This is a genomic window from Sutcliffiella halmapala (genome assembly GCF_050107295.1).
Taxonomy (GTDB): domain Bacteria; phylum Bacillota; class Bacilli; order Bacillales; family Bacillaceae_I; genus Sutcliffiella_A; species Sutcliffiella_A halmapala_A.
On record NZ_JBNIKR010000007.1, the window covers coordinates 255967 to 278294 of the forward strand.

Sequence of the window (22328 nt, forward strand, 5' to 3'; positions counted from 1 at the left end):
TATTGATTTCCGTGCAAGACTCGCTTTCCGCGGGTGACCCGTGAGCCTCCTCGGCTTCGCCTGCGGGGTCTCACTTTGGCCACTTCTCCCGCAGGAGTCTTCGTCTTGCACTCCAATCAACCGCTGGTGTAACCTAAAACTAATCGAATACTTCAAAAAAAGACCCGAACTAATTTGATTTTAAAATTCAAATTAGTTCGGGTTTTATTAGGACTAAAACACTTTTGTCCCAGCCTCTTTTCGTATATTGAGTTTAGATCAATTTTTCGATATCGCCTTTTTTCTTCAGGTCTTCTACAATAGCCTGAAGCTTTTGGGAAGTTTCCTGCTGTTCCAATTGACCTTTGATATCTTCTTTCACATCAGCAAGCTCTGGGAATGGCTGCTGCTGTTTCTTTTCCTCTTCGGACAGTTCTTTTAATTGTGCATCGTTTTGTGCTTTGGCTTGATCATAATATTCTTGGATCTGCTCATCGGTCACTTCCGTTTTGCCGACTTCCTTTTCCAGATATTTTTCTAAAGCCAGTTCATCTGCAATCTGCTTTTTAAGTGTATCCATTGTAAGAGGGCTGCTTTCTAGAGCCTCTTCAAATTTCTCTTCACTTTCATAGCTTGCTTTGATTTCTGCCAGGTAGTCTTCCACTTCCTGTTCAGAAGCCTTGTAGCCTTTGTTTGCTACTTCCTGTGATAATAGCTTTTGTTCGATTAAAGAGTTTAAAGTCTGCTCTTTAATCGCTTCAGGATCAGTACCTTGTCCAAATTGCATCATCATCATGGAAGTCTGCTGCATCATTGTGTTATATTCTTCACCTTTGATTTCTTCGCCATTTACTTTCACTACGACTTTCTTGGGGTCGACTTCTTCAGCCTGAGCCTGTTCAGTTGGTTCCTCTTCATTTTTCTTTGCATCCTTGTCAGCTGCTTTGTCATCATTTCCGCCACAAGCTGCCAGAAGGAGAGTGGACAATAGAGTGATGAACAAGATTGTAAGTTTATTTTTCATGTTGAAACCTCCATTAGAAACATTAAAAACTATTTTTCCATTTAAACATGGTTTTTATAAGGAAGCAAATGATATCCCTTATTCTTCTTAATTTTCATGAAAAGGTTGAATGTTATATCTTAATTTGTATTGGGGGATTTTATGCTTCTGATTAAAGACCGCTGTTGATTTCCGCACTAGGCGCAGCGACCCAAGGGGCGGTGCTTGAGCCTCCTCGGGGTTTGCCCTGTGGGGTCTCAAGCCTACCGCTGCCTCCCACAGGAGTCTTCGCCTATTGCTCCAATCAACAGCTAGATTCCTAAATTCGATAGTTTTCTTTTGTAATGCTTAAGAATAGAACTTTTTTAAACAGTATCCATATGTTACTTACTTTTTCAACGCAATGATCATTTCTTCGTTAGGTGTGACGTAGATGGTTTGTTGCTGTTCGTAGATGACAAAGCCGGGTTTTGCGCCTGATGGTTTTTTGACGTTTCTGACTTTTGTAAAGTCTACAGGTACGGAGCCGGAATGGCGGGCTTTGCTGAAGTAGGCTGCTATGGTTGCAGCCTCTGTGATGGTTTCTTCCGTCGGCTCGGTACTGCGGATTACGACATGTGAACCTGGAATATCCTTTGTATGGAGCCACACATCATCGCGTCTTGCTATCTTATTTGTCAAAAAGTCGTTTTGCTTGTTGTTTTTACCGACCAGAATCTCGGTGCCATCTGTTGATTGATAAACTTCCAAAACCGGTTTTTGAGGCTTTAGCTTCTTTTGATTCCGTTTTTGCTTCATTTTCATATAGCCTTCTTCGGCCAACTCTTCACGAATTTCCTGTATGTCTTTAGGGGAGGCTGTTTCCACCTGCTGAAGAATCAAACTGAAATAGTTGATTTCCTCTTCAGCTTTTGAAATCTGCTCCTCGACAATAGCCAAGGAATTTTTTGCTTTTTGATATTTCTGGAAGTACCTTTGTGAATTCCCCGAAGGGCTGCGCTGCGGGTCCAAAGGAATGGTTATTTTCTCCGCGTCTTCACTATAGTAGTTAAGCACTTCCACCTCTTTGTCACCACGGGCTATCTGATAGAGGTTTGCTGTCAGCAGCTCGCCATACAATTGGAACACTTCCGCATTTTTAGCATCGACCAATGTATTTTCAAGTTTGATGATTTTCTTTTTGTTTTTCTCGATTTCATTGGAAATGAATCTTTCCAGGTCATTTGCCTGCTGTTTGACTCTGTCTCTTGAAGCTTTCCCAAAATAAAAGCGGTCCAGCAGTTCACTTAACGTGGAGAACGTTTTCTTTTCTCCTCTAAGATGTGTCAAAGGAAGGAGGTAGAATATCTCCTTGCTATCAGCCGTTATGATCTGCGGCTCAAGGGAACCAGACTTGACATCTTCAATGAGACTGACAAAGCTTGGTGGGAGCGTCTGCCTGTTTGCAAGACCGGCCCTGTAAACCGCCTCTTTCGCGAAAAGGGGAGAGATGCCGGCAAAGGTATTGACGAGCTGCTTATCGAGCTTTCCTGCGATATAGTCAATCTTCCTCTGAACCAAATCCTCTGTTGCTTCAAAAGGATGAATTTTATTCTGCTCTGGCGGCAGTACATAAGGCTGTCCTGGTGAAAGGCTACGGTGCCTGTTCTGTGACATGGAGACATGCTTGATGCTGTCTAGGATCATTCCCCGTTCCTTATCTATGAAAATGATATTGGAATGTCGTCCCATGATCTCCACAATTACCTGTTTGTATGAAACATCGCCGATTTCATTCCGGGCCTTCACATCTAAAACAATGATTCGGTCCATCCCGATTTGGTGGATATCTGTAATGATGCTACCCTCTAAATGTTTACGGAGGAGCATGCAGAACATCGGTGGTTCACTTGGGTTATCGTAGCTTTCTTCTGTCAGATGAATGCGAGCGTAGCTTGGGTGGGCAGAAATCAGCAGCTTATGGTTGCTTCTGCCAGAACGTATCGTCAGCACCAGTTCATTCTTATAAGGCTGATAAATCTTCGTAATCCGTCCACTTTCCAATTTATCCTTCAGTTCTCTGACCATTGCATATGTAAAAATACCATCAAACGACATTTATATTACTTCCCTTCCATACCAATCCGAATTTCTTGAGAGCTAAATCAATTATATACAAGCAATCTTCAGAAGTCCTAAAAAGTATATCATTTTTTTGGACGAGTCTGAATAAGCTTTGTTAGATAGATTTTGTGCAAAGGTTGTGAGGTGAAACAGATGAAATGGCATGAGATGAGAACAGAAGAGGTTGTAGAAAAAATCAATTCAAATGTAAAAAGTGGATTAAGTGAATCAGAAGCAAAAAATCGTCTGTTGCAGTTTGGGACGAATGAGCTTCAAGAGGCTGAGCGTCCCAACGCCTTTTTAGTATTTTTGGAGCAATTTAAAGACTTTATGGTAGTTGTCCTTTTGGCCGCCACTTTAATATCGGGTCTGCTTGGTGAATATATCGATGCGGTTGCCATCATTGCAATTGTCATTATCAACGGGGTTTTGGGCTTCTTTCAGGAGCGTAAGGCGGAGCGATCCCTTCAGGCGCTGAAGGAACTTTCAGCACCTCAGGTCTCCGTTTTGCGGGATAAAGAATGGCGAAAGGTTGCCTCCCGCGAAATAGTGGCAGGTGATGTGGTTAAATTCTCCAGCGGGGACCGTATAGGCGCAGACATGAGAATCGTTCAGGCGAGTTCTTTGGAAATAGAGGAATCTGCTTTGACTGGTGAGTCTGTACCTGCTGTGAAAAGGGACACACCAGTACAAGGCGGCGATATTTCTATCGGAGATCAGGAGAATATGGCTTTTATGGGTACGCTTGTCACAAGGGGTTCAGGCGTGGGGATTGTCGTTGCAACAGGAATGAATACGGCAATGGGGCAAATTGCCGATCTACTTCAATCTGCAGAAACAACAATCACTCCGCTTCAACGGAAACTTGAGCAGCTTGGGAAAATCCTCATTATCGTTGCCCTATTCCTTACATTGCTTGTGGTAATCCTTGGGGTGATCCAGGGACATGATATGTACGAGATGTTCCTTGCCGGAGTATCATTGGCGGTTGCAGCTATACCGGAAGGGCTTCCTGCAATCGTAACAGTGGCACTTTCGCTCGGTGTACAGCGGATGATCAAGCAGAAATCCATCGTCAGGAAACTTCCAGCAGTCGAAACCCTTGGATGCGCTTCGGTCATTTGTTCAGATAAGACAGGAACATTGACGCAAAACAAGATGACGGTGACGCATGCCTGGTCAGGGGGAAAAACCTGGACTGTTACCGGAAACGGATATGATCCTGCAGGTGAGTTCATTGCAAATGATGCCAAGGATCCCACCCAGAACAAATCCCTGCAGCAGCTTTTGACATTCGGGCTGATCTGTAACCATGCCAATATTCTCGAAAAGAATAATCAATTTGTCCTGGATGGGGACCCGACAGAAGGAGCCCTGGCAGTTGCGGCAATGAAAGCCGGCTATACAAAGGAAGGTCTACTGAATGAATTCGCAATTGTAAAGGAATACCCATTCGATTCCGAAAGAAAAATGATGAGTATGGTAGTGGAAGATAAACAGGGGAAGTTGTTCCTGATCACAAAGGGTGCACCTGACGTCATCAGTGGGGTCAGTGAATTTATTCTATGGGAGGGCAAAAAGCAACTATTTACAGCCAAATATGAATCCATTGTAAAGGATACAGTCCATGTGCTGGCATCACAAGCACTCAGAAACATAGCAGTTGCCTTTAAACCGCTAAATCACTATCACCATAACATGACAGAAAAAGATGTGGAAAAAGAGTTGACACTGATAGGAATACAAGGAATGATCGATCCGCCTCGACCGGAAGTGAAACAAGCTGTCAAAGAATGCAAGGAAGCAGGCATCAAAACAGTCATGATAACCGGCGATCACATTGTAACGGCCAAAGCGATTGCAGCAGACATCGGCATACTTCCGATGGGCGGAAAGGTTCTTGAGGGGAAAGAGCTTCAGAAGATGACACAGGAAGAGCTCGAGGAAATGGTGGATGATGTTTATGTGTTCGCAAGGGTGTCTCCTAAAGCCAAGCTTTCCATTGTAAAAGCGTTGCAGAAAAAAGGGCATATCGTCGCCATGACAGGGGATGGAGTCAATGATGCCCCAGCCATCAAAGCTTCCGATATAGGTATTGCCATGGGTATAACAGGGACTGACGTGGCAAAAGAGGCTTCATCTCTTGTATTATTGGATGACAACTTCGCAACCATTAAATCTGCCATCAAAGAGGGAAGAAACATCTATGAAAATATCAGAAAGTTCATCAGATACCTGCTTGCCTCCAATGTCGGTGAAATCCTGGTGATGCTTTTTGCCATGCTGCTTGCCTTGCCATTGCCGCTCGTACCAATCCAGATTCTATGGGTGAATCTGGTTACAGATGGACTGCCTGCCATGGCACTTGGATTGGATCAGGCGGAAAGCAATGTCATGAAGCGCAGGCCAAGGCATCCGAAAGAGGGAGTTTTTGCTAGAGGACTTTGGTGGAAAATCATCAGCAGGGGCTTCCTGATAGGACTCGTGACCTTGATTGCCTTCATCATCGTATATAGGCAGCATCCAGACGAGCTGATTTATGCCCAGACGGTGGCTTTTGCAACCTTGGTTATGGCCCAGCTGATACATGTATTCGACTGTAGAAGTGAGCGGTCCATTTTTCATCGTAATCCGTTCCAGAACCTATACTTGGTAGGAGCTGTCATTTCAAGTGTCATCCTGATGCTCATTGTCATCTACTACCCGCCGTTGCAAACAATTTTCCATACAGTTTCTCTTGCACCGGAGGAATGGCTGTTAATTATGGGCTTGGCCTCGCTTCCAACTTTTTTACTGGTGGGAACGCTTTTCACAGGAAAAACGAAGAAAAATATGGTATAGTATAAAAAAGGTAGTAGAGGTAAACTCTATTACCTTTTCGTTTGGTTTTATATTGTAATGAAATATCTTCTTTTAAAAAAGGTGAAACAATGCTAATATAGTGTTTGCTTAGCATCGAAACAAGCCACTACGAGGCTCTTATTTCATTTAAATGGAGTACTTGAAAAGAGCCATTCTATACTTAGGGAACGGACGTGAGTATGATGGTAAAGAGTATGACAGGTTTTGGTCGGGCAGAAACGAATGCTGAAACCTATCGGATCCTGGTGGAGATGAAATCGGTGAATCATCGTTTTTGTGAAATTAATATAAGGATGCCTAAGCAGTTTCTTTCGCTTGAGGATAAGATTAAACGCGTGATTGCCTCCACCATCCTGCGGGGAAGAGTGGAAGTCTTTATTACAATAGAAGGACAAGGGCTTGCCGAAAAGCAAGTGAATGTAGATTGGTCTCTGCTATCGGGATATATGCAATCCCTGCAGCAGGTGAAAGATACATATCAAATTTCTAGTTCCATACAAATAAGTGATATACTACAATTAGAGAATGTGTTTTCTGTTACGGAAGAAGAAACGATCCACCATGAATTGGAAGACTCACTGTTAGAAAATGTACATAAGGCAACCAAGCAATTGGTAACAATGCGTTCCATTGAAGGGGAGCAACTGCAAAAAGACATCATCGAACATGTTTCCCATATCGAAAAAACCGCGATTGAACTTCATTCATATGCCCCTATGGTAGTAGAAGCCTATCGACAACGCCTGGAGAAAAGATTGAAAGAATATGTGGGATCGGTAATTGATGAACAGAGACTTGTCACAGAGGCTGCTATTTTCTCGGATAAGGTGGACATCAATGAAGAACTAAAACGGATTCATAGTCATCTTGCGCAATTCACGCTCTCTCTGCAGAGTGGAGAAGCCATCGGCAGAAAACTGGATTTCCTTGTGCAGGAATTGAACCGGGAAGTCAACACCATCGGTTCAAAGGCGAATGATGCCAAAATAGCGAATCTTGTGGTGGAAATGAAAGCTTGCATCGAGAAAATCAAAGAGCAAGTGCAAAACATCGAATAATCTTTGATTACTAACCTCTTAAAGGGGTTAGAATATAGTTGGTAACTAGAGGTGGAAACTATGAGTATTAAGTTGATTAACATTGGCTTTGGCAACATTGTTTCAGCAAACCGGATCATATCTATTGTAAGCCCTGAATCTGCACCGATCAAAAGGATCATCCAAGACGCAAGGGATCAAGGAATGCTTATAGATGCAACCTATGGAAGACGAACCAGGGCGGTGGTCATCATGGACAGCGATCATGTAATCTTGTCAGCTGTCCAGCCTGAAACCGTTGCTCAACGACTTGTAAATAAAGATGATATGTCTGATGAAGGGTAGGTATTTATTAATAAATGAGAGATAGAGGATTATTAATCGTTCTTTCCGGTCCATCTGGAGTTGGAAAGGGAACTGTCAGAAAAGCGCTATTTTCAAAAGATGATGTAAGTCTGCATTATTCCATCTCGATGACAACAAGAAATCCCCGAGCTGGAGAGTTGCATGGTACGGACTATTTCTTCCATACTAGAGAGGAATTCGAAGAACTGATTGAACAAGACAAATTCATCGAATGGGCAGAATACGTAGGGAACTACTACGGCACACCGGTTGATTATGTGGAAAAATGTCTGTCAGAAGGCAAGGATGTTTTCCTCGAAATCGAAGTGCAGGGTGCCATCCAGGTGAAAACTAAATTCCCTGAGGGAGTCTTCATCTTCCTGATGCCTCCAAGTCTTTCGGAGTTGAAAAACAGAATTACAACAAGAGGTACAGAAACAGAAGACCTCATCAATAATAGAATGACGGTTGCAAAAGAGGAAATCGAAATGATGGATGCTTATGATTATGTGGTGGAGAATGATCAAGTAGATCTGGCATGCGATCGAATTCAGGCCATCGTACAAGCGGAACATTGCAAAAGAACAAGATTACGCGAAAAATACAAACAAATGCTGGAGGCTGAATAATTATGCTATACCCATCTATTGATTCATTGATGCAAAAACTGGATTCAAAATATACACTTGTAACGGTTTCGGCAAGACGCGCTCGCGAATTGCAGCAAGTTAACGACCAAATGATCGAAAAGACGGTTTCCCACAAGTTTGTAGGAAAAGCTTTGGAAGAAATCGATGCTGGTCTGCTTTCTGCCAAGACGATTAAAACAGCAGAAAGAAGCGAAGGAATTCTAAACCACAAATAATGCCAATCGTTTTCCAACAGTCTGAAATAACAACCTAGCGATAGGTTGTTATTTTTTTAGACACGTAAAATTTCTTATCGGGGGATAGAAAAATGCTGTTAACAAATAAGAAAATACTTTTATGTGTAACTGGCGGCATCGCCGTATATAAAGCTGTTGCTCTTACTAGCAAGCTTGTTCAGCAGGGTGCAGAGGTAAAGGTCATCATGAGCCAGTCCGCCTGCAAGTTTGTCACACCGCTATCTTTTCAGGCTTTATCAAGAAATGAAGTGTTCACCGATACGTTTGAAGAAAAAAACCCTTCTGTGATTTCCCATATTGACCTCGCTGATTGGGCCGATCTGATACTGGTAGCGCCCGCAACCGCAAATACAATAGGCAAGATGGCAAACGGATTGGCGGATGACATGGTCACCACCACCCTGCTTGCTGCAACTGCTCCAATCTGGGTTGCACCTGCCATGAATGTGCATATGTACGACCATCCCGCTGTAAAAGAAAATATGAAACGCTTAGCGGCATTTGGATACCGCTTTATTGAACCTGGTGAAGGATTTCTGGCTTGCGGCTATGTAGGCAAGGGGCGTTTGGAGGAGCCTGAATCCATCGTGCAAGCCGTAATAGATTATTTTACTACTGATTTTCTTAAGGCTTCTCCACTCCGAGGAAAGAAAATCCTGGTAACCGCAGGGCCGACTTTGGAGAAGATTGATCCGGTCCGGTTCATTTCGAACCGATCTACCGGAAAAATGGGTTATCGGATTGCTGAGGTAGCGGCTGATCTAGGTGCAGAGGTTACTTTGGTGTCCGGACCGACTGTACTTTCTGATCCCCCGAATGTCCATACCATCAGGGTGGAGTCTGCAGAACAGATGTATGAAACAGTCCTTGCTCACTACGACCGGACCGATGTGGTCATCAAATCTGCCGCAGTGTCCGATTATCGCCCAAAGCATATAGCAGATACGAAAATGAAAAAACAGGCTGGGGATAGTGTACTGGAAATGGAACGGACGAAAGATATTTTAAAAGCACTCGGTGAAAGAAAGAACCACCAGATTCTAGTAGGTTTTGCAGCAGAAACCAATAATGTGGAAGAATATGCAGTAGGAAAACTCGAGAGAAAAAACCTCGATTATATCGTGGCCAATAATGTCACGATGGATGGAGCGGGATTTGGTACAGACACGAATATTGTCACGATCTATCGTAAAGACGGCTCACACCTATCCCTGCCACTAATGTCCAAGAAAGAAGTCGCAGCCTCCCTATTAGAAGAGATAGCCTCCAATTTCGAGGGAAAAGCATGACATATGCAAGTGTCATAGTAGATGTTCCGGCAAAACAGACAGACAGAGCGTTTGATTATGAAATCCCTGAAAAGTGGGATGGTTTTATCCAGCCTGGCATGAGAGTGGTAGTTCCTTTTGGCCCACGCCAAATACAGGGGTTTGTTGTAGGTCTGAAAGAAACAACGTCTGTAAAGAAGACGAGGCCCATTTCGAACCTGATAGATATCAGCCCAATTTTGACTGAGGAGCTCCTGCACCTCGCCGAATGGCTTAGAGACCATACATTATGCTTTACCATTTCAGCATTTCAAGCGATGCTCCCTGCTGCGCTGAAAGCTAAATATGAAAAATGGATCATTCTAAAGGACAGGATTAAGCTTCCTCCACATTTGGAACTGTTTTTCGATTCGTCCAACAGGGCCCGTTTCGAAGATTTTGAAGGTACAGGCCATTACAGACTGATTAAACAACTAATTGAAGATGAGGTTTTGGAAGTCTATTATGAAGTCAAAGACAAACTTTCCAAGAAAACGGTAAAAGTCATTGTGCTGACTGCCACAAAAGAGGAATTAAAGGAAGTTAAGAACAAAGTGTCCACCCGCGCACAAGCCCAGCACCGTCTGTTGGATTTCTTTTTGGAAACAGGACAGGAAAGAATAGAAAAAAAACAGCTGCTTGAAGACCTCCAGATAGGAACAAGTGCGGTTGGAGCATTGGTGAAACTGGATATTCTGCAGGAAGTGGATGATGAAAGATACAGGGACCCTTATGCGAACAGGGAATTTGCTAAGTCTGAGCCTTTAATACTTACTTCCCAGCAGCAGCAAGCGATATCACCAATCCTTTCTTCAATCGAAAGTGAAGAACATGAAGGATATGTCATGTTCGGGGTAACAGGAAGCGGGAAAACGGAAGTGTATATGCAGGCAGTGGATGCCGTATTGAAAAAAGGTAAAGAGGCAATCGTACTTGTACCTGAGATTTCCCTCACACCACAGATGGTGAATCGCTTCAAATCACGCTTTGGCTCCGATGTGGCTGTTATGCATAGTGGGCTTGGCATGGGGGAGAAGTATGATGAATGGCGAAAAATACACCGCAAAGAAGTGAAGGTGGTAGTCGGTGCACGCTCTGCAATTTTTGCACCTTTTGAAAATGTCGGAATCATCATAATAGATGAAGAGCATGAAACGAGCTATAAACAGGAGGATACACCTCGTTATCACGCACGTGACATCGCGATGGAGAGAGGGAGATTTCATCAGTGTCCAGTTGTATTGGGGAGTGCTACACCAACACTTGAAACCTTCGCGAGAGCTTCCAAAGGTGTCTATCAGCTGCTGACGATGGATAAAAGAATGAGCGACCAGGGAATGCCGACTGTAGAAATAGTGGACATGAGAGAGGAATTAAGGGAAGGAAACCGTTCCATGTTCTCAAGGGACCTACTGGAAAAGCTGCAGATCCGGCTTGACCGTGGGGAACAATCCGTATTGTTTTTGAACAAAAGAGGGTATTCCTCCTTTGTTATGTGTCGAGACTGTGGCTATGTAGTGGAATGTCCTCATTGCGACATTTCCTTGACCTATCACCGAATCAACAATCAGTTGAAGTGCCATTATTGCGGGTATGAAGAGCAAGTCCATTCAACTTGTCCTAGTTGTGAAAGTGACCATTTCCGCTTCTTTGGAACCGGAACGCAAAAAGTGGAAGAAGAGCTGACAAAATTGCTACCGAGTGCAAGGGTCATAAGAATGGATGTAGACACAACAAGTAGAAAAGGATCTCATGAAAAACTCCTTCAGCAGTTCGGGGACAGGAAAGCGGATATTTTGCTCGGGACACAAATGATTGCGAAGGGACTGGACTTTCCACAAGTGACATTGGTAGGGGTCTTAACAGCAGATACGATGTTGAACATCCCTGATTTTCGTTCATCGGAGAAAACCTTCCAGCTTCTGACCCAGGTAAGCGGACGTGCTGGAAGACATCTACTTCCCGGCGAAGTGGTCATTCAGACTTACAGCCCGGAGCATTATAGTGTAGAATTAGCAAGTACACATGACTATCTCGGCTTTTATCAGAAAGAAATGCACCTGAGAAAAAACCATCAGTACCCTCCTTTCTACTACCTTGCCCTTGTTACGGTCACTCATCAGGAGCTGACAAAGGTTGTCACGGTAACAGAAAGGATTACTAGCTACCTTGGCGGACAGCTTTCCAGGGAAGCGGTCATTCTAGGGCCGGTTTCTTCCCCGATTGCAAGAATTAAAGACAGATATCGATATCAATGCATCATTAAATATAAAAGAGAACCAAATCTGCATCACGCCTTAAAGAGTGTTGTGGAAAAATACCAATCACAAATGGACCAGGAAAAATTGGCGATCCATATCGATTTAAATCCTTACATGTTAATGTAATTTTTGGAGGAAGAAAAATAGTGGCAATTTTAAAGATAGTGGAATATCCAGCGGCAGTGCTGGAGCAGAAATGTGAACCTGTGACGACATTTGACAAGCGCCTGATTCGCCTGCTGAACAATATGTATGATACGATGCTAGAGGCGGATGGTGTAGGACTTGCTGCGCCACAAATCGGCATTGCAAAACAAATTGCAATCGTGGAAACGGATGAGCAGGCAGGAAAAATAGAGCTCATAAATCCTGAAATCATCTCTTCTGAAGGAGAACAGGTGGGACCTGAAGGATGTTTGAGCTTTCCAGGTCTTTTTGGGGAGGTCAGCCGCTCCAACTATATTAAAGTGAAAGCGCAGAACCGCAAGGGGAAATGGTATGAGTTAGAAGCGAAAGGCTTCTTGGCGCGAGCTATTCAGCATGAAATAGACCATTTGTATGGAGTTCTTTTTACGAGTAAGGTAATCAGATATTTTGAAGAACAAGAGTTAGAAGGGTGATTAGATGAAACGTATCGTATTTATGGGAACACCGGACTTTGCCGTTCCGGTTCTACAGCAAATACTCAAGGATGGCTATGAGGTGGTCGCGGTCGTTACCCAACCGGATCGTCCAAAAGGCAGAAAGAAAGTCCTGACTCCTCCCCCTGTTAAAGTGGAGGCGGAAAAGCATGGCATTCCTGTATTTCAACCTGAAAAAATCAGATTGTCTGAAGAGTATGAAAAGATTACTAGGTTGGAACCAGATCTGATTGTAACAGCGGCATTCGGTCAGATACTTCCAAAGGCATTACTGCATGCGCCAAAATACGGATGCATCAATGTACATGCCTCCCTTTTACCAAAACTTAGAGGCGGTGCACCAATCCACTATAGCATCCTTCTTGGAGAAAAGAAGACAGGAGTGACCATCATGTATATGGTGGAGAAGCTTGATGCAGGGGATATCCTGACTCAAGTGGAAGTCAGCATTACGGAAAAGGATCATGTAGGTACGCTCCACAATAAATTGAGTGAGGCCGGCTCCTTGCTGCTATCCCAAACCATGCCACTCCTCTTTGAAGGAAAGTTGACACCAATCAAACAAAACGATGAAGAGGCAACGTTCGCTTCCAATATCAAAAGGGAACAGGAAAGAATCGATTGGTCCCGTACAGGCGAGGAAATCTATAATCATATAAGAGGTTTGCACCCTTGGCCTGTCGCATACACAACAATTGAAGGGCAAGTCATGAAAGTATGGTGGGGAGAAAAGGTGGAAACAAGCAGTATGGAAACACCTGGTACGATAATCGGAAAAGAAGAAGATGGATTCATTGTGAAAACTGGTAATACTATTAGTATCAAAATAACTGACCTTCAACTTGCAGGGAAAAAACGAATGACCGGGATGCAATATTTAAACGGTGCAGGAGCGTCGTTAACAGAGGGCATACAGCTAGGAGAATAAAATGAAAAACGTGAGAGAGCTTGCATTGGAAGCACTGGTAAATGTGGAAAAAAAGCAGGCATACAGTAATTTGCTGGTTAACAACTATTTGGATTCAGGCAAGCTGAACAAAAAAGATGCTGGGTTATTTACGGAAATTGTGTACGGGACGATTCAGCGGACGATGACAATCGACTATTATTTGACTCCTTATATAGAAAAGCAGAAGAAACTTGAGGATTGGGTCAAGGTGCTGTTGCGTCTTACCTTGTATCAAATGCTCTACCTGGATAAAGTTCCTGAAAGAGCAGCAATTTACGAAGCGGTTGAAATCGCAAAAAAGAAAGGGCACAAAGGCGTGGCATCTGTCGTTAACGGCGTTCTAAGATCCATACAGCGCCAAGGTGTTCCCAATTTGGAAACGATGAAAAATGATGTGGACAGAATTTCCATTGCTACCAGCCATCCTCGCTGGATGGTGGAAAAGTGGGTAACGCAATATGGTGTAGAAAATACCGAAAGATTGTGTGAAATGAACTTGGTGCCCCCTAGCCAGACTGCTCGGGTAAATACAGCTAAAGCTTCTGTCGAGGAAGTTATCTCTATGTTGAAGGCTCAGGGATTTGATGTGGAAAAAGGCGAGGTTGCACAAGAGAGCATTGTGTCCAATAAAGGAAACCTGGCTTATTCCAATGCCTTTAAAAACGGCTTTATCACCATTCAGGATGAAAGCTCGATGCTTGTTGCCAGAACACTAGATGTAGAACCTGGACAGACTGTTTATGATTCCTGTGCAGCCCCTGGTGGGAAAACGACCCATATCGCGGAATTGATGAAGGGGACAGGTACTGTCATTTCGACAGACCTTCATGAGCACAAGGTAAAGCTGATCAAAGAGCAGGCTGACCGATTGGGCCTTACTAATATCGAAGTAAAGGCAATGGATAGCCGAAAAGCACAAGAGGTATTCCAAAATGAAATGTTTGACAAAATCCTGGTGGATGCACCTTGCTCCGGTTTTGGCGTAATAAGAAGAAAGCCGGATCTGAAATATACGAAGACCATGCAGGATGTCAAACAGCTGGCAACCATTCAATCTGCTATATTAAATGAGGTTGCTCCACTTGTAAAAAAAGGTGGAACTTTAGTATATAGTACATGTACAATTGATAAAGAAGAAAATACAGAAGTTGTAAAAGCTTTCTTGGAGAACAACCAGGATTTCGAGATAGATATGTCCATCAAAGATTTAGTACCGCATAAGCTTGAAACATACATCCAGGACGGCATGCTCCAACTTTTGCCGCACTATTTCGGAACTGATGGATTCTTTATAGTAAGACTAAAAAGGCAGGTGTAAGGAAGATGGAACAAAAAACAACGAACATCAAGAAAAAAGAAGAAGCAACACATAAACCGTCCATCTATTCACTCCAATTGCACGAACTTGAAGAATGGTTAGTGACGAATGGAGAAAAGAAATTCAGAACAAAACAGATTTTTGAATGGCTCTATAAAAAAAGAGTGACGTCCTTTGAGGACATGTCAAACCTATCGAAGGATCTGCGCGAAAAGTTGGAGGGGCACTTCACCCTGACTACGCTCAAGACAATTGTGCAGCAAACATCCTCGGATGGAACGATGAAGTTTCTTTTTGAACTACATGACGGCTACTCCATTGAAACAGTATTGATGAGACATGAATACGGCAACTCGGTCTGCGTCACTACCCAGGTAGGCTGTCGCATCGGTTGTACGTTCTGTGCTTCTACGCTAGGAGGACTGAAAAGAAATCTGGAAGCAGGAGAAATCGTTGCCCAGGTCGTAAAAGTACAACAAGCGGTCGATGAATTGGAGGAACGTGTCAGCCATGTGGTAATCATGGGAATCGGTGAACCATTTGACAACTATGACGAAATGCTGAGCTTCCTTAAAATTATCAATCATGATGAAGCACTGAACATCGGTGCCCGGCATATTACGGTATCCACTAGTGGGATCATACCGAAAATCTATAAATTCGCAGATGAAAACATGCAGATCAACTTTGCTATTTCCCTTCATGCGCCTAATACGGAAATCCGTTCCCGTCTGATGCCGATCAACAAAGCGTATAAACTGCCTGACCTGATGGAAGCTGTACACTATTATATCGAGAAGACAGGACGCAGGGTCAGCTTTGAATACGGCTTATTCGGTGGGGTCAATGACCAGGTGGAGCATGCTGAGGAATTGGCTAAGCTTGTGAAAGGGATCAAGTGTCATATCAATCTTATCCCTGTTAACTATGTACCAGAGCGTGACTATGTAAGAACGCCGAAGGAACAGATCAATCTTTTTGAGAAAACATTGAAAAATCTAGGTGTAAATGTAACAGTTCGTCGTGAGCAGGGCCATGATATCGATGCTGCGTGTGGCCAGCTACGTGCGAAGGAGCGAAAAGAAGAGACGAGGTGACGATTGTTAATGGTCTTTTTAACAGATAAAGGGAGAGTTCGTTCGCATAATGAAGATAACGGGGGAATTTTTGTTAATAAAGACGGAACCATTTTAGCAGTTGTTTGTGATGGAATGGGGGGTCATCAAGCAGGTGATGTGGCAAGCCAGAAAGCGGTGGACCATATCAGGGAATTGTGGGAGGAGTCTATCAATGTCTCTTCTCCTGAACCTGCTGAAATTTGGTTTAAAACATATATAGGTCAAATCAATCAATTCTTATTTGACTATGCAAACAGGCATGAAGAGTGTCATGGAATGGGAACAACCATCGTTGCGGCAATTATTGGGGATTCCTTTTTCACTATTGCTCATGTTGGTGACAGCAGGGTATATCTTGTATCAAATGGTCAGGCGAAACAGTTGACAGAGGACCAGACATTTGTGAATGAATTGGTGAAAAGAGGCCAGATCTCCAAAGAGGATGCAGAGCATCATCCGCGAAAAAATGTTATACTACAAGCTTTAGGGACAGAAAAAACCGTGAAAATTGATTTAAAAACTATTACATATGATGACCCTGGCTATCTTTTGCTTTGCTCAGATGGTTTGAGCAATAAAGTGAATGCTAAGGAGCTGGTGGAAGTTCTAAAAAATGAACAACATTCTCTGGAAAGTAAAGCCGAGAAACTGATACTCCTTGCCAATCAAAATGGCGGAGAAGATAACATAACCGTAGCCATAGTCGAATTATCTGTCACCGAAGAGGGAAGTGGGTGATATCTTTGTTAATTGGAAAAAGATTAAATGATCGCTATAAAATAATGGAAGTCATTGGCGGCGGGGGTATGGCCAATGTTTACCTTGCCCATGACATGATTCTTGACCGGGATGTAGCCGTAAAGGTACTACGCTTAGATTTTGCCAATGATGAAGAATTTATTCGAAGATTTCGCAGAGAAGCACAGTCTGCGACAAGCCTCGATCATCCTAATATCGTGAGCATCTATGATATCGGAGAAGAAGATGATATCTACTATATCGTCATGGAACACGTTTCGGGCAAAACCCTAAAGCAGTACATCCAGCAATTTGCACCGATTGAACAGTACAATACAGTAGAAATCATGAAACAACTCACATCAGCGATTTCACATGCACATGAAAATGGAATCATCCATCGTGATATTAAACCGCAGAATATACTCATAGATGATTACGGTACAATAAAAGTGACTGACTTCGGGATTGCAATGGCGCTTAGCTCCACTACCATAACGCAGACAAATTCCTTGTTGGGGTCCGTTCATTATTTATCACCTGAGCAGGCCAGGGGAAGCCTTGCTACCAAGAAATCTGATGTCTATGCCCTTGGAATTGTCATGTTTGAAATGCTTACAGGAAGATTGCCTTTTTCAGGTGAATCTGCCGTTTCCATTGCGTTGAAGCATCTACAATCCGAGACGCCATCACCAAAAAGATGGAATCCTGCCATACCACAAAGCCTGGAGAATGTAGTGTTGAAGTCTATGGCCAAGGACCCGAATCACCGTTACGGTTCGGTGGAGGCAATGCTTGAGGATTTGACTTCAGTATTGGAATCAAACCGAGTGAATGAACCCAAGTTCTACATTCCAAATGACGACGATGAAGCGACAAAGGCGATCCCAGTTATTAAAGGTGACCTATCCAAGCATCTATTGAACAATCATGAAACCAAGGTGGTCTCTACAGACACCATCGCTCCACCGCCTAAGGAAGGTAAGCCTCCCAAAAAGAAGAAAAAGAAAAAGTGGATGATGTTTTTTCTTATTTTTCTTTTGCTATTGGGAGTAGGTTCTGTTGCCGCTTTTACCCTCCTACCATCCATTCTTCTTCCAAAGGATATCGTCGTTCCTGATGTGTCCAACATGGAGTATGAGGATGCAAGGGATGAACTCTTGGATGAGGGCTTTGTCATTAAAGCAACAGAGGATGAGCAGAGTGATGAGATAGAAGAAGGATTTGTTACAAGAACATCCCCTGAAGCCGGTAAAACAAGAAAAGAAGGATCTGAAATAACTATTTACCGCAGTGCAGGCAAAGAAAAAGTGGAAGTGGATGATTATACAACCCTGCAGGTTGATGATGCGATACGCAGAATTAAACTGGTGGAACCGAAATATAAGGATTATACGGTAGAAGAAGTGTTTTCCGAGGAAGCGGAAGAAGGGACGGTCATTCGTCAAACTCCTGTTCCAGGTGAATTGGTCATCCCTGAAGATGAGGTAGTGAAGCTCGTCGTATCCAAAGGTGCAAGCCCGATCATCCTTGATGATTACCAGGGCTCATCAATCGAATTTGCCCAAAGGCATCTGGCGACTCTGCTGCTTGAGCCGGTCATTCAAGAAGAATTCCATGCTGAGGTTTCTGCCGGAAATATCATCAAGCAGGATCCCGCTCCGGAATCTCAGGTGAAAAAAGGCGATAAAATCGAGCTGATTGTTTCAAAAGGCCCTGAGCCGGAAGATAAGTCCACCGACATTCCGCTTGAAATCAAGTATAATCCTTCTGAAGAAGGTAAAGAACAAAAGGTGGAACTGTTTGTAGAAGATTTAAACACAACGATGGAAAAGCCAAAGGAAACATATTTTATTACAGATGATCTCATTACAAGCTTCACGATAACCGTTGCATACAAGCAAAAAGCTAAATATGAGGTCTTTGTGGATGGGGAGAAAGTTCAATCCGTGACAGTGGAATATGATGATATCGAGTAATCTTGAAGGAGTGAGTGTATGCCAGAAGGCAAGATTGTCAAGGCGCTAAGCGGATTTTACTACGTTTTGACAGCAGATGGCCATATAACCCAATGCAGGGGTCGAGGGGTTTTCCGCAAAAATAAGATCACCCCTCTCGTTGGGGATATGGTGGTTTTCCAAGCGGACAACGCTCAGGAAGGGTATATCCTTGAGGTTCTGCCCCGCAAGAATGAAATGGTGAGACCTCCCATTGCGAATATCGATCAGGCCATCCTGGTTTTTTCTGCCATGGAGCCCGAGTTCAGTACAGTACTTTTGGACAGATTCCTTGTGCTGATTGAGTCGAAAGAAGTGAAACCACTTATTTGCATATCCAAGATGGACCTGCTTGAAGAAGATGAAAAGCTGATGGGATTTGCCAACTATTATCGGGAAATCGGATATGAAGTGGTCCTGACGTCAACTAAGGAGCCGGAACAATTAAAACAGATTCTTCCGTACCTAAAAGATAAGACGTCCGTCATAGCGGGCCAGTCCGGAGTGGGAAAATCCTCCCTTCTAAATGTTCTTCGTCCTGAACTGGAATTGAAAACAGACGACATATCCTCGCATCTTGGCCGCGGGAAGCATACAACCAGACATGTGGAACTGATGGAAATCAATGATGGTTTTGTAGCAGATACACCAGGATTCAGTTCGCTTGAATTTCTGGAAATGGCGGCAGAGGAAGTGAAGGAGTGCTTTCCTGAATTTGTCAGTGTAAGCAATCAATGCAAGTTCAGGGAATGCACCCATCTGAAAGAACCGAAATGTGCGGTGAAAGCAGCCGTGGAAGCGGAAGAAATTGCATCTTTCCGCTACAAGCATTATGTATCCTTTGTGGAAGAAATAAAAGACAGAAAGCCGAGGTACTAAATATGATAAAAATCGCCCCCTCAATCCTGAGCGCAGACTTTGCCAATTTGCAAAAAGACATACAAGATGTGGAGCAAGGCGGAGCCGACTATATTCATATTGATGTGATGGATGGTCACTTTGTACCGAATATCACGATTGGTCCACTTGTTGTGGAAGCAATCCGTCCGATAACAAAACTTCCTTTGGACGTTCACTTGATGATTGAAAATCCTGACACATATATCCCTGCTTTTGCAAAAGCTGGAGCTGACATCATTTCGGTACATGTGGAGGCTTGCCGTCATCTTCATCGTACAGTTCAGCTGATCAAGGCTGAAGGAGTGAAAGCTGGAGTTGTCATCAATCCCGCAACCCCTGTGGAAAGCATCGTCCCCATCCTGAATGATGTGGATCTCGTTCTGCTTATGACGGTCAATCCGGGCTTTGGCGGACAAGCATTCATTAAGGATGTATTGAAAAAAATTAGTCACGTAAGGTCTCTCATAACGGAAAGGGGATTATCGGTTGAAGTGGAGGTAGACGGTGGTGTCAATCCCGAAACCGCTGCACTTTGCGTCGAAGCCGGAGCGGATGTACTTGTAGCAGGATCGGCCATCTATCAACAAACAGACCGTAAAAAAGCCATTTCATCCATCCGTGGAAACATGACATAAACCTAAAACTTGAGTGGAATGCTAAAGCAAATGAATGGAGGTCTTTTTCATGAACATTTCCAAAGACGAAGCAGCAATACTTGAACAGGCACTTCAATTTGCTTTGGCTAACAGTACCGACTATCAGGAGATAGGCATGTATGAACAGGTACTCGAAAAATTCCATAAAAAGAATCAAACGCAGATGGACGGCTTTCGCTACGACTACGATGATTCATCGATTTAAAAGGTCTTCTTTTAGAAGGCTTTTTTTATTATTGAATATTTATAAGCAAATGAATAAGACGTTTTTGTCTTAGTTTTATGTTAGAGAGGGTTAAAAAATGTTGAACTCTCCCCCTGGAGCGGAAACCAACAGGGGTGTTGGGAGCGCACATTAGTCTTTGCGGAAATTGCACATGAATAAAGGAGAAAAAGAAAATGATTATTAAAATTGTGGCCGGTGGACCACTGGAATATATCCCGGACTTAAAAGCTAACACTTCAGAATCCATCACTTGGGTCGGGGTGGATAGGGGTGTCCACTACTTATTGGAACAGACTATCATCCCGCAGAAAGCCTTCGGGGATTTTGACTCTGTAACAGCTGCAGAACTGGACGAAATGAAAAGGAAAATATCTGACCTTGACATGTTTCCAAGTGAAAAGGACGAAACGGATACAGAGCTTGCCATCAACTGGGCAATGGCGCAAAAACCTACTTCCATTACCATGTTTGGTGTGACTGGAGGAAGGCTGGACCATTTTCTCGGCAATGTGCAGCTCATGCTAAAAGGGATCCAGAACGGTATCACCATTGAAATCCAGGATAAACAGAATATCCTTACCTTGGTCAATCCCGGCCAATATTCAATCAGAAAGGATGAGAACCTCCCATTTATTTCATTCCTTCCCATAACCCCTACAGTAAGTGGAATCACGCTGGATGGATTTAAATATCCCCTAAAAAATAGGAATATAAAATGGGGCGACACACTATGTATAAGTAATGAACTAGATACTGAAAATGGTACTTTTTCATTTAAGGATGGCATATTAATGATGATAAGGAGCCGTGATTCATCCCATTTTATGTGACGGCATACTACATCTGCACGTATTCATTCATATCTACTATGGTTAAAAAGTTCCGGGGAGGGAAATGGAATGAAATTTTATACGATAAAGTTGCCGAGGTTTTTAGGTGGTATAATCCGTGCCATGCTGGGATCGTTTAAAAAAGAGTAGAGCACCTTTATGAGGTGCTTTTTTGATAGATATTCCAATAATAATATTATGTCAACTAAAAGAAAACAAGTAAAAAGCGACAGGGGATACTCCCTGTCGCTTTTGCATGTGCGCATATATATTATACGCGCTCAACTTTACCTGATTTTAAAGCTCTTGCAGATACGTATACACGCTTTGGCTTACCATCTACTAAGATACGAACTTTTTGAAGGTTTGCACCCCAAGTACGTCTTGAAGAGTTCATTGCGTGAGAACGTGAGTTACCAGAACCAGTCTTTTTGCCAGTGATTACACATTTACGTGCCATGTTTAATTCCCTCCTAACTACAAAGAAACATCAATCAATATTTTCATTTAGTGTCAGAAAAACGATGCACAAGACCTCCGTCAATAGGAAGCAGGTCCATACAGTGTCTTTCTTTTCATAGATAAAACAGTTGAAAATACTTATATAATTTAACATACAACCCCGCACAATGCAATAGTTCTGAAGAAAGCTTTCAAGAAAAAAGCCTTGACATACATGTTTCTAGCATTCAGTATAATAATAGTATTATTACAATAGTATTCGTCTGCTTTCAAAAACCTTTCTTTTATAGTAAAATAACGAGTAGACAAGGTGAATAAACCAATCGAAGGGGGAACCTTTATGTCAATCGAACTAAAAACATCTTATGGTCAAATAGATATTTCTAATGATGTAATTGCAACAATCGCAGGTGGAGCAGCTGTAGACTGCTATGGCATCGTAGGAATGGCTTCCAAAAGCCAGCTTAAAGATGGGTTGTCAGAAATACTTCGAAAAGAAAACTTTACAAAGGGCGTTATCGTACGCCAGGAAGAAGATCGACTACATATTGATATGTACATCATTGTAAGCTATGGAACGAAAATTTCAGAAGTGGCGCATAATGTACAGACTAAAGTAAAATATACCCTTAATCAAATGCTCGGTCTTTCCGTTGATTCATTAAACATTTATGTACAGGGAGTTCGAGTTACGAACCCGTAATAAGGAG

The 22328-nt window shown here is 43.0% G+C and carries 22 protein-coding genes; 19 read left to right on the forward strand and 3 right to left on the reverse strand.

Going from position 1 to position 22328, the window contains the following annotated elements; genetic code table 11:
- Positions 1-253 precede the first annotated feature (253 nt).
- Positions 254-1003 carry a SurA N-terminal domain-containing protein gene (locus tag ACQCT5_RS13860; RefSeq protein WP_499642605.1) on the reverse strand — a complete coding sequence of 250 codons (750 nt, stop codon included), beginning with the start codon at positions 1001-1003 and terminating at the stop codon, positions 254-256.
- A 366-nt stretch (positions 1004-1369) separates the two neighbouring features.
- The gene (locus tag ACQCT5_RS13865) at positions 1370-3079 is read right to left on the reverse strand and encodes an Rqc2 family fibronectin-binding protein (protein ID WP_499642606.1); all 1710 of its coding nucleotides are present in this window, start codon (positions 3077-3079) and stop codon (positions 1370-1372) included.
- Between the two features lie 159 nt (positions 3080-3238).
- Here ACQCT5_RS13865 and ACQCT5_RS13870 point away from each other — a divergent pair, with 159 nt between their 5' ends.
- The 18 genes from ACQCT5_RS13870 (at position 3239) to spoVM (ending at position 21306) form a co-directional block, all read left to right on the forward strand.
- Positions 3239-5926, forward strand: coding sequence for a cation-translocating P-type ATPase (locus tag ACQCT5_RS13870; RefSeq protein WP_499642607.1), 2688 nt, complete (start codon positions 3239-3241; stop codon positions 5924-5926).
- Between the two features lie 203 nt (positions 5927-6129).
- Positions 6130-7005, forward strand: a complete 876-nt coding sequence (locus ACQCT5_RS13875) for a YicC/YloC family endoribonuclease (RefSeq protein WP_499642637.1) — start codon at positions 6130-6132, stop codon at positions 7003-7005.
- A gap of 60 nt (positions 7006-7065) precedes the next feature.
- Positions 7066-7329, forward strand: a complete 264-nt coding sequence (gene remA / locus ACQCT5_RS13880; RefSeq protein ID WP_204413556.1) for an extracellular matrix/biofilm regulator RemA — start codon at positions 7066-7068, stop codon at positions 7327-7329.
- A gap of 14 nt (positions 7330-7343) precedes the next feature.
- Positions 7344-7958: a guanylate kinase gene (gene gmk, locus ACQCT5_RS13885; protein WP_499642608.1), complete on the forward strand. Its 615-nt coding sequence runs from the start codon at positions 7344-7346 to the stop codon at positions 7956-7958.
- Between the two features lie 2 nt (positions 7959-7960).
- Positions 7961-8194, forward strand: a complete 234-nt coding sequence (gene rpoZ, locus ACQCT5_RS13890) for a DNA-directed RNA polymerase subunit omega (protein ID WP_060665844.1) — start codon at positions 7961-7963, stop codon at positions 8192-8194.
- 95 nt (positions 8195-8289) lie between these two features.
- The gene (gene coaBC, locus ACQCT5_RS13895) at positions 8290-9504 is read left to right on the forward strand and encodes a bifunctional phosphopantothenoylcysteine decarboxylase/phosphopantothenate--cysteine ligase CoaBC (RefSeq protein WP_499642638.1); all 1215 of its coding nucleotides are present in this window, start codon (positions 8290-8292) and stop codon (positions 9502-9504) included.
- Entirely contained in the window at positions 9501-11909 is a 2409-nt protein-coding gene (gene priA, locus ACQCT5_RS13900; protein ID WP_499642609.1) for a primosomal protein N', read from the forward strand. Before coaBC ends, priA begins: the two co-directional genes overlap by 4 nt.
- A gap of 20 nt (positions 11910-11929) precedes the next feature.
- Complete coding sequence (def, locus tag ACQCT5_RS13905) at positions 11930-12403, forward strand: peptide deformylase (protein ID WP_499642610.1); 474 nt, start codon at positions 11930-11932, stop codon at positions 12401-12403.
- A 4-nt stretch (positions 12404-12407) separates the two neighbouring features.
- Complete coding sequence (fmt, locus tag ACQCT5_RS13910; protein WP_499642611.1) at positions 12408-13352, forward strand: methionyl-tRNA formyltransferase; 945 nt, start codon at positions 12408-12410, stop codon at positions 13350-13352.
- Position 13353: 1 nt separating this feature from the next.
- Positions 13354-14691: a 16S rRNA (cytosine(967)-C(5))-methyltransferase RsmB gene (gene rsmB / locus ACQCT5_RS13915; RefSeq protein ID WP_499642612.1), complete on the forward strand. Its 1338-nt coding sequence runs from the start codon at positions 13354-13356 to the stop codon at positions 14689-14691.
- Positions 14692-14696: 5 nt separating this feature from the next.
- The gene (rlmN, locus tag ACQCT5_RS13920; RefSeq protein WP_499642613.1) at positions 14697-15788 is read left to right on the forward strand and encodes a dual-specificity RNA methyltransferase RlmN; all 1092 of its coding nucleotides are present in this window, start codon (positions 14697-14699) and stop codon (positions 15786-15788) included.
- A gap of 9 nt (positions 15789-15797) precedes the next feature.
- Positions 15798-16547 (forward strand): Stp1/IreP family PP2C-type Ser/Thr phosphatase, encoded by a 750-nt coding sequence (locus tag ACQCT5_RS13925; protein WP_499642614.1) that lies wholly within the window; start codon positions 15798-15800, stop codon positions 16545-16547.
- Entirely contained in the window at positions 16544-18526 is a 1983-nt protein-coding gene (gene pknB, locus ACQCT5_RS13930) for a Stk1 family PASTA domain-containing Ser/Thr kinase (protein WP_499642615.1), read from the forward strand. Before ACQCT5_RS13925 ends, pknB begins: the two co-directional genes overlap by 4 nt.
- Positions 18527-18544: 18 nt before the next feature.
- Positions 18545-19423: a ribosome small subunit-dependent GTPase A gene (rsgA, locus tag ACQCT5_RS13935; protein ID WP_499642616.1), complete on the forward strand. Its 879-nt coding sequence runs from the start codon at positions 18545-18547 to the stop codon at positions 19421-19423.
- A gap of 2 nt (positions 19424-19425) precedes the next feature.
- A complete protein-coding gene (gene rpe, locus ACQCT5_RS13940; protein WP_499642617.1) occupies positions 19426-20079 on the forward strand; it encodes a ribulose-phosphate 3-epimerase in 654 nt (217 codons plus the stop codon).
- Between the two features lie 49 nt (positions 20080-20128).
- A complete protein-coding gene (locus tag ACQCT5_RS13945) occupies positions 20129-20305 on the forward strand; it encodes a hypothetical protein (RefSeq protein WP_499642618.1) in 177 nt (58 codons plus the stop codon).
- Positions 20306-20499: 194 nt separating this feature from the next.
- Positions 20500-21156 (forward strand): thiamine diphosphokinase, encoded by a 657-nt coding sequence (locus tag ACQCT5_RS13950; protein ID WP_499642619.1) that lies wholly within the window; start codon positions 20500-20502, stop codon positions 21154-21156.
- Between the two features lie 69 nt (positions 21157-21225).
- Positions 21226-21306 (forward strand): stage V sporulation protein SpoVM, encoded by an 81-nt coding sequence (gene spoVM, locus ACQCT5_RS13955; RefSeq protein WP_060665857.1) that lies wholly within the window; start codon positions 21226-21228, stop codon positions 21304-21306.
- Between the two features lie 121 nt (positions 21307-21427).
- Here the strand turns inward: spoVM and rpmB are convergent, their stop codons facing one another.
- A complete protein-coding gene (rpmB, locus tag ACQCT5_RS13960; protein WP_204413591.1) occupies positions 21428-21616 on the reverse strand; it encodes a 50S ribosomal protein L28 in 189 nt (62 codons plus the stop codon).
- Positions 21617-21958: 342 nt separating this feature from the next.
- Between rpmB and ACQCT5_RS13965 the strand changes: the two genes are divergently transcribed.
- A complete protein-coding gene (locus ACQCT5_RS13965) occupies positions 21959-22321 on the forward strand; it encodes an Asp23/Gls24 family envelope stress response protein (protein WP_386637596.1) in 363 nt (120 codons plus the stop codon).
- The last annotated feature ends 7 nt before the right edge of the window (positions 22322-22328 follow it).